The 13399-nt window shown below is 74.0% G+C and carries 15 protein-coding genes and 1 pseudogene; 5 read left to right on the top strand and 11 right to left on the bottom strand.

Annotated elements, in window-relative coordinates:
* Positions 1-7: 7 nt before the first annotated feature.
* From MCM47_RS25570 to MCM47_RS25540, 7 genes are all read right to left on the bottom strand, one after another.
* On the bottom strand, positions 8-238 hold the full coding sequence (locus MCM47_RS25570; protein WP_238864032.1) for a hypothetical protein: 231 nt from the start codon (positions 236-238) through the stop codon (positions 8-10).
* Positions 239-438: 200 nt separating this feature from the next.
* Positions 439-2736 (bottom strand): hypothetical protein, encoded by a 2298-nt coding sequence (locus MCM47_RS25565; protein WP_238864031.1) that lies wholly within the window; start codon positions 2734-2736, stop codon positions 439-441.
* An 88-nt stretch (positions 2737-2824) separates the two neighbouring features.
* Positions 2825-3235 carry a hypothetical protein gene (locus tag MCM47_RS25560; protein ID WP_238864030.1) on the bottom strand — a complete coding sequence of 137 codons (411 nt, stop codon included), beginning with the start codon at positions 3233-3235 and terminating at the stop codon, positions 2825-2827.
* 102 nt (positions 3236-3337) lie between these two features.
* Positions 3338-3778 (bottom strand): hypothetical protein, encoded by a 441-nt coding sequence (locus MCM47_RS25555; protein ID WP_238864029.1) that lies wholly within the window; start codon positions 3776-3778, stop codon positions 3338-3340.
* A 199-nt stretch (positions 3779-3977) separates the two neighbouring features.
* On the bottom strand, positions 3978-5297 hold the full coding sequence (locus MCM47_RS25550; RefSeq protein ID WP_238864028.1) for a hypothetical protein: 1320 nt from the start codon (positions 5295-5297) through the stop codon (positions 3978-3980).
* A gap of 5 nt (positions 5298-5302) precedes the next feature.
* Positions 5303-5557, bottom strand: coding sequence for a hypothetical protein (locus MCM47_RS25545; protein ID WP_238864027.1), 255 nt, complete (start codon positions 5555-5557; stop codon positions 5303-5305).
* Positions 5554-5865, bottom strand: a complete 312-nt coding sequence (locus tag MCM47_RS25540) for a WhiB family transcriptional regulator (RefSeq protein WP_238864026.1) — start codon at positions 5863-5865, stop codon at positions 5554-5556. The genes MCM47_RS25545 and MCM47_RS25540 overlap by 4 nt, the downstream gene beginning before the upstream one ends.
* A gap of 210 nt (positions 5866-6075) precedes the next feature.
* Here MCM47_RS25540 and MCM47_RS25535 point away from each other — a divergent pair, with 210 nt between their 5' ends.
* On the top strand, positions 6076-6828 hold the full coding sequence (locus MCM47_RS25535) for a GntR family transcriptional regulator (protein WP_238864025.1): 753 nt from the start codon (positions 6076-6078) through the stop codon (positions 6826-6828).
* 61 nt (positions 6829-6889) lie between these two features.
* Here the strand turns inward: MCM47_RS25535 and MCM47_RS25530 are convergent, their stop codons facing one another.
* The 3 genes from MCM47_RS25530 to MCM47_RS25520 all read right to left on the bottom strand — a co-directional run bounded on the left by MCM47_RS25530 (position 6890) and on the right by MCM47_RS25520 (position 8179).
* Entirely contained in the window at positions 6890-7159 is a 270-nt protein-coding gene (locus MCM47_RS25530; RefSeq protein ID WP_238864024.1) for a hypothetical protein, read from the bottom strand.
* Between the two features lie 208 nt (positions 7160-7367).
* Entirely contained in the window at positions 7368-7709 is a 342-nt protein-coding gene (locus MCM47_RS25525; RefSeq protein ID WP_238864023.1) for a hypothetical protein, read from the bottom strand.
* Positions 7706-8179 (bottom strand): hypothetical protein, encoded by a 474-nt coding sequence (locus MCM47_RS25520; protein ID WP_238864022.1) that lies wholly within the window; start codon positions 8177-8179, stop codon positions 7706-7708. Before MCM47_RS25520 ends, MCM47_RS25525 begins: the two co-directional genes overlap by 4 nt.
* An 86-nt stretch (positions 8180-8265) precedes the next feature.
* Here MCM47_RS25520 and MCM47_RS25515 point away from each other — a divergent pair, with 86 nt between their 5' ends.
* The 4 genes from MCM47_RS25515 (at position 8266) to MCM47_RS25500 (ending at position 13103) form a co-directional block, all read left to right on the top strand.
* The gene (locus tag MCM47_RS25515; protein ID WP_238864021.1) at positions 8266-9864 is read left to right on the top strand and encodes a YifB family Mg chelatase-like AAA ATPase; all 1599 of its coding nucleotides are present in this window, start codon (positions 8266-8268) and stop codon (positions 9862-9864) included.
* A complete protein-coding gene (gene dprA, locus MCM47_RS25510) occupies positions 9861-11072 on the top strand; it encodes a DNA-processing protein DprA (protein WP_238864020.1) in 1212 nt (403 codons plus the stop codon). Before MCM47_RS25515 ends, dprA begins: the two co-directional genes overlap by 4 nt.
* Before the next feature lie 292 nt (positions 11073-11364).
* A complete protein-coding gene (whiG, locus tag MCM47_RS25505) occupies positions 11365-12351 on the top strand; it encodes an RNA polymerase sigma factor WhiG (protein ID WP_238864019.1) in 987 nt (328 codons plus the stop codon).
* A gap of 179 nt (positions 12352-12530) precedes the next feature.
* A complete protein-coding gene (locus MCM47_RS25500) occupies positions 12531-13103 on the top strand; it encodes a TetR/AcrR family transcriptional regulator (RefSeq protein WP_238864085.1) in 573 nt (190 codons plus the stop codon).
* Positions 13104-13172: 69 nt separating this feature from the next.
* On the opposite strand, the pseudogene MCM47_RS25495 reads toward MCM47_RS25500, so the two are convergent.
* Positions 13173-13399, bottom strand: a pseudogene (locus tag MCM47_RS25495) (M23 family peptidase); the annotation flags it as partial.

Genomic DNA, 13399 nt, shown 5'->3' with positions numbered 1-13399 from the left:
GCGGCCATCAGTCCGTGCCGGCGAACAGGGCGTGGTAGTCGCCGAGGCGGCCCTGGCGGTGAGTGAGGCCGGCGTAGTCGGCGAGCTGCTGGCGGAGCTGGGTACCGAGGCCATCGCGATGGGCCTGGCTGAAGGTGATCCGGAAAATGCGGTCCAGCTCCGGGTCGGCCTGGCGGAGGCGGGCGAGGTTGGCGTCCATCACCTGGTGCTGCTCGGTCTCGAAGGCGTCGTCCGTCACGATGGCTCCTTTGTCCTGGTTTGCGGGGTGGTCGACCCCTGGTCGGCGGGGTGGTTTGCACCGGTTTGGTGGGTGGTGGCGGGGGTGGTCGGGCCAGTCCGGGGACCAGGGAGGCGGCCGCGGCGACCGGGGTGTATACCGGGTGATTTCGGGCGTGGACCGTCGGCTGTCCGGGTGATGAACCGGGACATACCGGATGGTCAGCGGGTGGCGTCCAGCGCCTCGGAGAGGTCGGCGAGGCGGTAGCCGTTGGGGTTGGCCATACCGTCGGTGGGGCCGATCTTGACGGTGCCTCCGGCTCCGGCGCCGCGCAGGCGGCGGCCGGTCTCGTCGGCGGTGATGCCGCTGTAGGTGGTGGGGTCGAGTGCCGCGAGGAGTTCGGCGATGCGCTCGGTGCGGGCCCGGTCCAGGCTGGCGCCGCGCAGGGCGTCGATCGTGTCGGCGAGGATGCGGTCCCCGGCCGCGGCGCGGGCCTTGGCCTTGGCGGCGGTGCCGCGCTTGTCGAACAGTCCGGCGAACTCCTTGCCGCCCATGCGCAGCGATTCCTCGTCGAGCTGGGGGACGCCGGCGGCGGCGCGCTCCGCCGCGAGGTCGAGGCAGGTGGCGTCGTCGTACCAGTTGCCGCGCCAGATGATCGGCTCGTTATAGCCGCCGCCGCGCAGGTAGAACTTGCCGACGTCGTTCAGCTCGTCGGCCTGCTTGGGGACCAGGCGGTGGGGCAGCCAGCCGTCGTCGATGGCGCCGCCGCCGAAAGTGGCGGTGACGTCGTTCTGCCGGCAGGGGCCGAGAAGCTGGAGCGAGAGGTTGGAGATGATCGCGGAGCCGATGTAGTCGGTGGTCGCGAACTGGCTCGCGATCAGCAGCTGGGCGCAGACCTTGCGGCCGGTGAGCTGGATGCCGACCCCCGATTCCTTGCTGGCGTCGGTGTTCTGCGGCCACTCGTCGCCGATCGCCACGAGGGCCGGCCACCGCTCGGAGGGCTGCCATTCGGTGCCCATCCGCTGCTTGCCGAGCAGCTCAGGGCGCTTGAGGGAGACCTGGTGCATTCCGGCGAGGAAGCACTCGATCTCTTCCTTGCTGGTGAGGGTGAGCGCCGCGGCGTCCTCCAGCGGGCCGAGGCCGACGCCGGAGGGGTCGAGGGCGACGACGACGGTGTCACGGCACGCGGTGAGGTACTCGGCGAAGGTGCGGATGTTCGCGCTCTTGCCGCCGCCGGACCCGGCGACGATGGCGCCCTGGACGCCGTAGAGGCTCATCTCCAGCGGGCGGGCGTCCATCGCGTAGCCGAGCAGGGCCCGATCCTTGATGGACATGGACTTGGGGGCGCGGCGGGGCGGGCCGGGGACGAACGCGAACGGGTCGGTGTGTGCGACCTTGAGGTCGACCACCGCGCGGCGCTTGGTCGGGGTCGGGATGCAGCGTCCGGTCTCCAGGTCCATGAGGGTCTCCAGGTCCGGGGCGGCCTTGATGATCGCCGACGGGGTGCCCTCGGAAATGCGGACCTTGCAGGTCCAGCCCCAGGGCTGCTGCTGGACGTCCGTGATCTCGGCGACCGGCACGCCCTCCTTCACCAGGGCCCGGCGGATGCACTCGCCCGCCCACTGCGGGGTCGAGACCTGCGCGATCGGGAAGGTGCCGGTCGGCGGCACCGCCGGGTCGGCGGGGATCACCCCGGCCGGGGCCGACCCGGGCTCCGAACCCTCCGCGGTCATGACTCCCGGACTCGGCCAGGCCGCGTCGGCCGCCACCGTGCCCGGCTGGGCCGGGACCTGCCCGAACGCCGCCGCCACCTGCTGTGGCTGAGCGGTCGCCGGGGTGGGGCTGATGCTCCCGGCCCGCCACAGCGCGACCAGCCCGGCCGGGACGGAGACCAGGAGCAGCCGCGGGTCCTGCAGCGGCAGGACGACCCCGCCCCCGATCACGCCCCCGAGCAGGGCGGCGGCGCGGCCGGCGCGCTTGCTCCACCGGGCCCGGGACAGCTCCCCGTCGGTGGGCGGTACCGCGAGGGCTACCGCCGTCTCCTGGTGCTCGGCGAGCTGGGTCTGGACCAGCTCTCGGCGGCCTTTGAGAGCGACGACCTCGGGCCCGTCCCGGAGCGCGTCATTGTCGTCCCGGCCGGTCTCGGTGCGCTTCGCGGTGACGATCTGGGAGGAGATCCGGGCGAGCTTCTGGCGGAGCTGGGTCTCGCGGGCCCGGTGCTGGGTCTGCCGGTCGGCCAGGACCGCGGCTGCGACGGCCTGGTCGGTGAGGTCGTTGGTGCGCAGCCAGGCGTCGGTGGTGCGGCCCGCGCGGCGCAGGTGGGCGGCGAGCGGGCCGTCGGCGTCCGCGGCCCGGTCGACGCCGGCCTTCAAGCGGCTTCCCAGCCCCCGGCGCTCCTCGGCGTCGGCCTGGTCGCTGTTGCCGGGCGCCGGCTCGGCGGTGGTCTTGGTGAGGTGGACGGTGGGCGGCTGGTCGGGCTGCGGGCCCGCGGCGCCGGCCGGGTCGATGGTGGTGGTCATCGGGCTGGTCCTCTCAGAGAGTGCGAGGGGTACGGGGTGTGCGGGTGGTCGCACCTGTCGCACCCCTCGCGTGCGGGGGTCGGGGCGGCTATCGGGAGGCGAGGACCCGGGCGGTGGCCGGGTAGCGGCTGCTGATCTGCGGGTCGGCGTCCAGCCACCGGCGCCGGGCCTGCTCCTGGAGGCGGCCCTCGAACGCGGCGGAGATCTCCTCCAGCCGGGCGTGGTAGTCGGCCGGGGTCGGCCGGCGCTCGGTGGTGAGCGGGCCGTGCCGGAACCAGGCGCCGCTGAAGCTCGGGGTGTTGTCGTCGGTGATCAGCTGCCCGGTGTACACGCCCCACCCTGCGCGCCGGGTGAACGTGTACGGCATGTGGATCGGGGCGCCGTCCCACTCGGTGACCGGCAGGGCCGTGTAGTAGGTGACGCCCAGCTCGGCGCCGCGGGCCCAGGCGTCGTGCTCGGCCCGGACGGCCTGCTCGGAGCTGTCTCCGAAGATGCCCATCGGTACTCCTCTCGGGGTTGAGCTGCCGGGCTGGCTGCTCTCCGTCCGTCCCGGCCCGGGATGGGTGTGTGAGGGGCCGGGGCGGCGCGGGGAACAGCCAGATCAGCGCGTCTGCGGGGCGGTGCCGACGGTGTTCGAGATCGAGGTGCCGACCGAGTCCGACGTCGACTTCACGGTCGAGGAGAAGACGCCGAGCAGACCCCAGCTGCCGACCAAGGCCATGGCGACGGCGCCGAGGATGAAGGCGCGCTTGACCTCCTTGGCCTGCTGCTTCCACTTCGCGGCGGTCCAGATGAGGATGCCGAGGCCGACGAGGGTGGCCCCCGACATGCCGGCGATCGCGCCGGGGCTGGCGGCCTGGGTGACAGCGGGGGTCACCTGCTGGGGGGCCTCGGCGAGCTGGACGACCGCGGAGGTGTGCTCGGCGGCGGCGTAGGTCGCGTGGAACTGGGTGGGCATGTGGGCGGTGGCGGTGGTGCCGGCCTCGGTGGTCCAGGTGACCGGGACGGTGGTGTGGGCGGCGGCGGTGATGGCGTAGGTCATGGCGGCGGGTCCTTCCGGATTCAGCGGCTCTGCGGGGCGGTGGTCTTGCGGACGGGGCAATCGGGCTCAGGGCAGGGGATCGGCCGGCCGCCGGAGGCGGGGACGACGGTGCCCCACCCTTCGCAGGTCGGGCACGGGTAGCGGCGCTTGGGCGGCATAGAGGTCTCCAAGACGTGGTGCTGGGGAGCGGTGGGAAGGGTCAGTCGTTGTGGTTCGCGTCGCGCTCGGCCTCGATGGCCCGGCGCAGCCGCGACAAGTACTCGGTGCGGCCGCCGCCCAGGAGGTGCTTCACGTCCGCGGTCGAGATCCGACGCCCGGCCGACTCGAAGAGGTCAGCCAGCTCCCGGACCCTTTCCAGGTGCTCCGGGTCGAGGGGTTTCCCGGCCTTCTGCGGGCCGTTCCCGGACCGGACCGACTCCGGCTTCACCGGGGCCGCTTCCGGGGTGCCCTCGGGGGCCTGGAGCCCTTTTCCCCCAAGGGATTCGGGGCCGTCGGCGGTGATCGACCACGCGTTCGCCAGAGGGCCGGGAACGGTGTCCAGGTAGACACTGTCGGCGGGCCCGGCGGAGGGGCCGACGGTGATCGGCAGCGTCAGCGCGGGGTGCGGGTCGTCGGGCAGTCCGGGCCACAGGTCGGCCGGCGCGGGGAGGGTGGAGACCTCGGCGACCCGGGCGCGGGCCCCGATCCGGCGGGCCAGCAGATCGGCCGTCAGCCCCGGCACGGTGACGCCGTGCTGGTGCTCCCACGCGATGCGCCAGGCGTCGTCCTCGGCGAGCGCGCCGTACGGGGCGGCGGACAGCAGGCGGTCAGCGATCTCGCGTACCTGCGGTTCGTGTTCGGCCCGCTTGCGGGCGTGCTCCTCCCGGGCCTGCCTCTCGGCCTCGGCCTTCTCTGCTTCCAGCCGTTGCTGCTTGGCGGCGGCCTTGCGCTCGGCCCGAGTCGGCCGGCGGCCGCCGTGGGTCTGCAGGTCGGTCAGCCAGACGGCGACCAAGCTGGAGAGCGCGAGGACAGCCGCGACCCACCGGTGGTCCGGGTACTGCTGCCAGCCGTGCGCGAAGTTGATCGCGGCGGCGACGGCACCGGCGAGCCAGGCCCCGACCCGGTACGTGCGGGTGGAGCGGGAGCCGTGCTCGGCCTTCGCACCCATTGCGACCAGCGCCCAAGCGGTGCCCTCCAGCATCGCGGCGAGCAGCACCGCCAGGAGCAGGAAGACATCGGCGTGGTCGAGCGCGGCGACCTGGGAGATGACGGCCGGGACGACGGAGCAGAACTGCACCAGGCGGACGAACGCTCGGGCCGGGTCGGCGGTCACCCAGCCGGTCAGCTTGGCGATCTGGGCGGCGCGTTCCTGGCGGCGCTTGGCGCGGGCCTCGGCGGCCGCCTTCTCGTCGGCGACCTTCCGGCGGCGGGCGGCCTCGGCGTCGCGCCGGGCCTCTTCGCGCTCGGCCTGCCGGTCGGCGCGGTCGGCGTCGCGGTCGGCGAGCTTGTCGGCGCGGCGGGCGTCGCGCCAGCTGGTCATGTCACTCACTGGGGGTCACCACTCTTTCGGGGCGCCGGGACGGTGGCCGGCTTCGGCGCCGTCGGGGGCTTGCGGGTCTTCGCCGCGGCGGGGCCGGCCGTGGGCCGGGCGATGGTGAACACCGCGCCGGCGGCGAGCAGGACCAGGCGGGCGAGCGTGTCGGCGGGGCCGAAGAGCGCGAAGGCGACGAGCAGGAGCGGCCAGCCGTTCTGCAGGCGGGCGGTGGCGTGCGCGACGGCGCGCTCAGCGACGGCGTTCACGCGGCGGCTCCCAGCTGGAGGGCGACCTGGCGGCCGCGGAGGATGGCCTGGCGCTGGGAGGCGGTGGCGCCGCCGACGACGCCGTACTGCGCGTCGAGCGGGTAGTTGAGGGCGTCGGCCAGGCAGGCGGCGCGCTGGGCGATCGGGCACTGGGCGCAGAGGTTGAGGGCGATCCGCTCGGAGGCGGTCGGCCGGCGGAAGTTGCTGCCGTCGGTCTCCGGGAAGAACAGGTCCGGGTCGACGTCCGGGCGCTTGCAGGGGGCGGCGGGCTCACCCCGTTCCGGGCTGCTGGACACGTTCTTGGGCATGGGAAGTAGACCCTTCTGGGGGGATGGTTGAGGGACTCGCCGGCCGGAACAGGGGCACGGCGGTTTTGGAGTAGGCGAAGCCCACTCCCAAAAGGTCCTAGGACCTAACTCGTAGTCAGATGGTGACTCATGGCATCGCGCTCCGTCAAGAGAACGTGCTAGGACGTAAGCTGATGACCTACGAACGGGGACCGACCGAGAGGAACCCCTATGCCCCGATCAGCAGAGGAGATTGCAGCCGGCCTGCGCGAACGCATCACCAGCGGCGAACTCCAGCCCGGCGACCGGCTCCCCACCATGCAGGACCTCGCCGACGAACACGGCGTCAACCGGAACACCGCCAGCAAGGCGCTCACCATCCTGAAGAGCGAAGGCCTTGCCGAGTACAAGGGCGGCCGCGCCGGCACGGTCGTCCGAGACCGCAGGGTCGTGCGAATCCCGTTCAGCCGCTACAGCAAGGTCCTGGCACCGGACGGAACCCGCGGCCCCTGGGAGACCGCGACCCACGAACAGGGACTCGACGGCCGCATGGTCGCCGTGTCCGTCGACACCACGCCCGCCCCCGACGACGTCGCCCAGGCCCTCGACATCGACCCCGGAACCCCCGCGGTCCGCCGATCCCGGCACGCCACCATCGGTGACACCGTCGTCCAGATCCAGCACGCCTGGTACCCGCCCGACATCGCGGACACCGCCGGCCTCGCCAACCCCGGCAAGGTCGAAGGCGGTGTCTTCGGCGCCATGGCCGCGGTCGGCCTCCAGCCAGCCGAGGCCGACGAGACGGTTACCGCGCGCATGCCCTCCAAGGAGGAGGCCGAGCAGCTGTCCATCGGTGCCGCTGTCCCGGTCCTGCTGGTCGAGCGCGTCACCCGTGACCGCGACGGCCAGCGTCTGGAACTCCTGCAGATCATCGGCGCCGCCGACCGGCTAGCGCTGATGTACGACAAGCTGCCGCTCCAGTAGCGGTCGCAGGTGGAGCTGTGCCCCGGCCGACGCAACCGGCCGGGGCACAGCCGTCTCCGGACTACGGCGGTCCGACCTCACCCGCCGCGGCCAGCTCGCCGAGTTCGCCGAACCGTGCCGCCAGGTGGACGCTGTACTTCCCGGCCCGCATCCGGACGACGACGCCCGAGTCCGCCAGGAGCTCGTCCTCCGCATCCCACGGCGACACACGGTGTTCCAAGCGCGCAGCCAGCCGGTACACGCAGGCCAGCAGCAGGTCCCGGGGATCATCCGGGTCCAGTCCCCACCGCAGCATCAGCCCGTGCAGCGGACCGACGGCATAGTCCGGCATCCGACGATTCACCCGCACGGCACACCCACCACCCCGGCCGGCATGACCCGCTCCAACAGCGCGTGCAGCAGCCGCACCGCCTGCCGGTCCCGCCGCCACACGGCGAACGCCAGGTGGTTCAGGAGCATGGCCGGCGACGGGAGCCACGGCTCACGCACCCGGGCCAGGGCTGCGTCCTCGGTAGGCCGGCGCACCTTCGACGGCCGGCTCACCGCTCCGCCTCCGGCCCTTCGACCGGGGCGTGCGCGGAGACGAACACCCGGATCCCGCTCAGCGTCCCCTCGACGTACAGCGGCAGCCAGTGCCCGTCCGGGCGCTCGACCGCGATGCCGGGCCGGACCTCGACCCCCAGCGCCGAAGCGAGCGCCTCGGCCGAGACCCGGGCCTCCGGGCTGAGGCCGCGCGCCAAGAAGTGGATGTCGTCGGCCTCGATCAGCCACTGGCCGGGCAGCAGCGCCAGCTCCGGCCGGGCCGCGAACAGCACGTGCAGCGCCGCCACCGCCGGCAGCACCCCCACCGGGGGCGTCGACTTTCCGTCCCCGGCGCTCATGCGGCCACCGCCACCAGGACCGCGGGGGCCTCGACCTGGGAGACCTTCAGCGACGGCGCCGACGCCCTCATCGGCACCGGCCCGAGGCCGTGCTGCTTGAAGATGCGGCGGATCTCGTCGAGGTCGGCGGTCTGCCTGCCGGACGCGACGCGCTCGACCTTCCAACCCGCGTAGGTGCCGGCGGGGAGCCGGTCGAGGATCTTCTTCGCGGCGCGCTTGCCGCGGTCCGCGCGGCGGGCCTGGTCGGCCGCGGCGTGGTAGGTGCGGGCGGCGGCCTCAATGTCCTCGACGGCCGGCATCTCGTCCGGCTCGTACAGGCCGGCCGGGTCCGGGGCGGTCACGGGCTCCACGGCCGGTGCCGGGGCGGCGGGGGTGAAGAGGGTGGCCGGCGCGATGACCGAGCGGATAGCACGGGCCGCAGCCCGGGCGAGGGACTGGCTGGACTTGCCGGGCATGAGAAGCTGAAACACAGCTGGGCTCCCTGTTGCGATCAGGTGAGTTCGGTGAGGCCGGGTGAGGGGAGGTCAGAGACCCCTCGCCTGGCCGTTTGTCTGCGGTGTCCCGCCGACCTGAGAAGCGTCTCAGTTCAGGGACCGACCTCGCCGTCGCCTGCGCGGTGCTCGCGGCCGCCGAACGGTTGGACCCGTCGTCCATCGCCGACCTGCTGATCATCGGGGAGCTGGGGCTGGACGGACGGGTGCGTCCGGTCCGCGGGGTGCTCCCCTCGGTACTGGCCGCGGCGGACGCCGGCTACCAGCGGGTCGTGGTGGCCGAGCAGACCGCTGCCGAGGCTTCCCTGGTACCCGGGGTCACCGTGATCGGCGTGCGCAGCCTGCGCCAGCTGGTCGCCGTCCTCACCGGGCTGCCGGAGCCGGAGGAGCCACCGGATCCGATCGGCGGCCGCCCCGATCCGCTGATGGCCGGCCTGATGCTGCCCACCGCCGGGGTGCGCGGCCTGCCCGACGACAAGGCGGCCCGCCTCGACATGGCCGATGTGGCCGGCCAGTACGAGGCCCGCCGGGCACTGGAGATCGCCGCCGCCGGCGGCCACCACCTCTATCTCAAGGGGCCGCCGGGAGCCGGGAAGACCATGCTGGCCGAGCGGCTCCCGGCACTGCTGCCGCCGCTCACCCAGAAGGAGGCGCTGGAGGTGACCGCCGTGCACTCCGTGGCGGGCCTGCTCCCGGCCGGCCGACCGCTGATCGACAGCCCGCCCTACTGCGCCCCGCACCACTCCACCACCATGCCGGCCATCGTCGGCGGCGGCAGCGGCCTGCCCCGGCCGGGCGCGGTCTCGTTGGCGCACCGCGGGGTGCTCTTCCTCGACGAAGCACCCGAGTTCCCCGTCCGGGTGCTCGACGCGCTGCGCCAGCCGCTCGAGTCGGGCGAGGTGGTGATCGCCCGGTCGGCCGGATCACTCCGGCTCCCGGCCAGGTTCCTGCTCTGCCTGGCGGCCAACCCGTGCCCGTGCGGGCGCCACTCGCGGCGGGGCGAGGGCTGCGAGTGCACCCCGGCGATGGTCAGCCGGTACCAGGGGAGGCTGTCCGGGCCGCTGCTCGACCGGGTCGACCTCCAGGTCCAGGTGGCCCCGGTCACCCGGGTCGAACTGATGGAGCGGGACAGCACGGCGGAGAGCACCGAGACCGTCGCGGCGCGGGTGCTGGCGGCGCGGGAGCGCGCGGCGGCCCGGCTGGCGAACACGCCGTGGCGGACCAACGCGGAGGTGCCCGGCCACGAACTGCGCACCCGCTGGCAGCTCACGTCCGGGGCGCTCGACGACGCCGCGCGCCAGCTGGAGCGCGGCCTGCTGACCGCCCGCGGCCTGGACCGGGTGCTCCGGGTCGCGTGGACGGTCGCCGACCTCGCCGGGCACGACCGGCCGGACCAGCGGGACGTCCGGACGGCCCTGGTGCTGCGCACCGGCGTGGAGCAGGGGGTGGCGCTGTCCGAGGGCTCCTTCTCGACGCTCGGCGCGCTCGGCCGCTCGGGCGGAGGCGCACCGCGGGCGGACCAGCCCGAGGCCGAGAAGCGGACGCGGTCGCGTACCCAGCGTTCCGCCGCCCCCGCCGCCCCCGCCGCCCCCGCCGCCGCGACGACGGCGGCGCCCGGTGCGACGGACGACCAGCCCTTTGAGGACGAAGGGATCGAGGCATGAGCCGGACGTTGGACCTCCCCCAGCATCCCGCCGAGGGCGCGCCGGGTGGCGGGAACGGGCCCGGGGGCGCTGCCGGCCGGGAGACCGAGCGGCGGGCCAGGGCGGTGCTGACCAGGCTCACCGAACCGGGCGACGCCGGGGTGGGCCGCTGGCTCGCCGAGCGGCCGGCAGCGGACGTGGTCCGGACGATCCGGGACGGCACCGTGCCCGACCACCCGGGTCTGGACGCGAGCCGGCTGGCCGCCTACCGGGCCAGACTGGTCGGCGTCGATCCGGCCGCCGATCTGGAGCGGGTGCGAACCGCCGGCGGGCGGTTCATCATTCCGGGCGACACCGAATGGCCGAGCCAACTGGACGACCTGGGGGACGGGCGTCCGATCGGGCTCTGGGTGGCGGGAACGGGCTCGCTGCGGCTGCTCGCCCTCCGCTCGGTGGCGGTCGTCGGGGCGCGGGCCTGCACCCCGTACGGCGCGCACGTCGCGGGTGAGCTCTCCGCCCAGCTCGCCGAACGCGGTTGGGTGGTGGCGTCCGGCGCGGCGTACGGGATCGACGCCTGTGCGCACCGGGGTGCGTTGGCCGTGGGCGGCATGACCATCGGGGTCCTCGCCTGCGGGGTGGACGTCGCCTATCCGCGCGGCAACACCGAGCTGATCCGGCGGATCGCCGGCCAGGGCCTGCTGGTGAGCGAACTCCCGCCGGGCGAGCACCCGACCAGATTCCGGTTCGTACTGCGCAACCGGGTCATCGCCGCCCTCACCCGGGGCACCGTGGTGGTGGAGGCGGCGCTGCGCAGTGGCGCGCTCAGTACGGCCCGACGCGCCCGAGACCTCAACCGGCACACCATGGGGGTCGCAGGCCCGGTGACCTCGGACCTCTCCGCCGGCGTGCACGCCCTGATCCGCAGTGGCGGCGCCGGACTGGTCACCGACGCGGCCGAGGTCGTCGAGCTGATCGGGGCGATCGGCGACGATCTGGCGCCGCAGCGAAGCGGGCCGGTGCTGCCCAGGGACTTGCTGGAGCCGGCGGTCGCCCGGGTGCTGGAGGCGGTGCCGGCCACGGCGGAGGGCGCTCCGGTGGAGCGGTTGGCCCGTCAGTCCGGCCTGCCGCCGGACGAAGTGCTCCACCGGCTCTACGAGTTGGGATCGCTCGGTTTCGTCGAACGGCACGGCGCGCACTGGCGGCTGGTGCGGCGGAGAGGGGGCGGTTGAGCTGCGGCGGAAGGCGGCGTGCGCCCCGGGCCGTGCTCCCGTGCCCGGATCCGGTGACACGACCGCCACCGGATCGGGGGACGACCGAGTGGCGGTAGCACAATGCAGCGACTCGGTCACGCTACGCTCGCCATGCCTTCCCTATCAGCACATGACTCGGCAGAACGGCGCAGACCAACGTATGCCCACACACATTCCCGGACACAGAGTGACCGGTGGCGCCCGGTCCTCGGGAGGGCCGCGGACCGAGCGGCGCCCCGTGACCGAGTTCCCGCCCAAGGCGGCGGGTGCGATGGGGGGCCTGACACGGCAGGGCGGTGGCCGGCCGGCCCCGAACGGGGAGCGTGCCGAGCGGCCGGACGAGCAGAGTGCGCAGGAGGCCGGCGGCCAGTCGCCTGCACCGGGTCAGCCGGTTGCCGTCACCGGGTCACCTGCCGTCCCGGGCCCGGCGGCGGCCCCCGGCCGTCCAGCGGCGCCCGCCGAAACGCCTGCTCCCCGACGGGGGCCGGCCGGTCCCGACCGCACGGCGCTGGAAGCGCTCTGGCGCTCCTACAAGGAGACGGGTGATCAGCGGCTGCGGGAACAGCTGATCCTGCACTACTCCCCGCTCGTCAAGTACGTGGCGGGCCGCGTCGGGGTCGGCCTGCCCTCCAACGTCGAGCAGGCCGACTTCGTCTCCTCCGGTGTCTTCGGCCTGATCGACGCGATCGAGAAGTTCGACATCGACCGGGCCATCAAGTTCGAGACGTACGCCATCAGCCGGATCCGCGGTGCGATCATCGACGAGTTGCGGGCGCTGGACTGGATCCCACGTTCGGTGCGGCAGAAGGCCAAGGCGGTCGAGCGCACCTACGCGACGCTGGAGGCCAGGCTGCGCCGGACGCCGCACGAGCCCGAGGTCGCGGCGGAGATGGGCATCGCGATCGAGGACCTGCACGCCATCTTCAGCCAGCTCTCGCTCGCCAATGTGGTCGCGCTGGACGAACTCCTCCACCCGGTCGGCGGCGACGGGGACCGGCTGAGCCTGATGGACACCCTGGAGGACCACGGCGCGGACAACCCCGTCGAGGTGGCCGAGGACCGGGAGCTGCGCCGGCTGCTCGCCCAGGCCGTCAACACGCTCCCCGAGCGGGAGAAGACGGTGGTGACGCTCTACTACTACGAGGGGCTGACCCTTGCCGAGATCGGACTGGTCCTCGGGGTGACGGAGAGCCGGGTCAGTCAGATCCACACCAAGTCGGTCCTCCAACTGCGCGCCAAGCTGTCGGACATCCGATAGGCCGGGCACCCGCACCGGCACCCCCGCACCCCCGCACCCCCGCACCCGCACCGGCACCCGCACGCGCACCGGCACCGGCGCCGTCGCCGGGTCGAGTCCTGTGCGTTTCGTGCGGTGCCGTGCCGAGCGCGTGTAGGGCTCCGTAGAGTGGGAGGGTGCCGAAGATCCGTGCGGCCAACCTGGCCGAGCACCGCCAGCAGCAGCGGGCTGCCCTCCTCGATGCTGCCCGCACCCTCCTCACCGCGGGAGGCATGGAGGCCCTGACCTTTCCCGCGCTCGCGGCACGCACCGGGCTGGCGCGCTCCTCGGTCTACGAGTACTTCCGTTCCCGAGCTGCCGTGGTCGAGGCGCTGTGCGAGGTCGATTTCCCGCTCTGGGCGGCCGAGATCGAGGCCGGGATGGAGAGCTGCGACACCGCGGCCGGTCGGATCGAGGCGTACGTCCGGGGGCAGCTCGCCCTGGCCGGGGACCCGCGGCACCGGGCGGTGGTGGCGATCTCGGCGCTGGAGCTGGACGAGGCGGCGCGCGAACGCATCCGGGCGGCGCACCGCAACTTGGTCGGGCTGGTCGTCCAGGCCCTGGAAGACCTCGGGCACGAGGGGCCGCGGCTGGCGGCGGCGCTGCTCCAGGGGATCGTGGAGGCCGCGGTGCGGCAGGCCGAGCAGAGCGCCGCAGGCGGCTGCGCCGAGAGCCCCGACGCCATTGCGGACGCGGCCGTCGCCCTCGCCCTGCGCGGCCTCGACCGGCGCTGACGCGATCGGTGTGCTGACGCCGTCGGCGCGCCCCCGAGCCTGCCCGGCAGGCCCGCTCCGGGGACCGGCTCAACCGGCGCCTCCGAGCGGGAGCAGCCGCGAGGCACCGGCGCCGAGCAGGGCCGGCGGGTCGAGGTAGCGCTCGCCGCGCAGCAGGCCCCAGTGCAGGCAGTCGGTGCCGCCGCAGTGGCCGGTGCCGGTGCCGGTGCCAGTGCCGGTGCCGCCCGCGAGCTGTCCGATCACCTGACCGGCCGCGACCGTGGTGCCCACCGGGACGGCACCGGTGACCGGTAGGT

The organism is Kitasatospora sp. A2-31 (genome assembly GCF_022288725.1).
In the GTDB taxonomy this organism is placed as follows: domain Bacteria; phylum Actinomycetota; class Actinomycetes; order Streptomycetales; family Streptomycetaceae; genus Kitasatospora.
The sequence above is the reverse complement of the archived record's forward strand: the minus strand, read 5'-3'. Positions and strand labels throughout refer to the sequence as shown.

What these genes read in the sequence shown, in the direction of transcription:
- dprA (WP_238864020.1), top strand. Translation starts at nt 9,861, where the DNA reads ATGAGCCGGACGTTGGACCTCCCCCAGCATCCCGCCGAGGGCGCGCCG.
- MCM47_RS25555 (WP_238864029.1), bottom strand. Translation starts at nt 3,778, where the DNA reads ATGACCTACGCCATCACCGCCGCCGCCCACACCACCGTCCCGGTCACC.
- MCM47_RS25525 (WP_238864023.1), bottom strand. Translation starts at nt 7,709, where the DNA reads ATGAGCGCCGGGGACGGAAAGTCGACGCCCCCGGTGGGGGTGCTGCCG.
- MCM47_RS25530 (WP_238864024.1), bottom strand. Translation starts at nt 7,159, where the DNA reads ATGCCGGACTATGCCGTCGGTCCGCTGCACGGGCTGATGCTGCGGTGG.
- MCM47_RS25550 (WP_238864028.1), bottom strand. Translation starts at nt 5,297, where the DNA reads ATGACCAGCTGGCGCGACGCCCGCCGCGCCGACAAGCTCGCCGACCGC.
- MCM47_RS25560 (WP_238864030.1), bottom strand. Translation starts at nt 3,235, where the DNA reads ATGGGCATCTTCGGAGACAGCTCCGAGCAGGCCGTCCGGGCCGAGCAC.
- MCM47_RS25535 (WP_238864025.1), top strand. Translation starts at nt 6,076, where the DNA reads ATGCCCCGATCAGCAGAGGAGATTGCAGCCGGCCTGCGCGAACGCATC.
- whiG (WP_238864019.1), top strand. Translation starts at nt 11,365, where the DNA reads ATGGGGGGCCTGACACGGCAGGGCGGTGGCCGGCCGGCCCCGAACGGG.
- MCM47_RS25540 (WP_238864026.1), bottom strand. Translation starts at nt 5,865, where the DNA reads ATGCCCAAGAACGTGTCCAGCAGCCCGGAACGGGGTGAGCCCGCCGCC.
- MCM47_RS25565 (WP_238864031.1), bottom strand. Translation starts at nt 2,736, where the DNA reads ATGACCACCACCATCGACCCGGCCGGCGCCGCGGGCCCGCAGCCCGAC.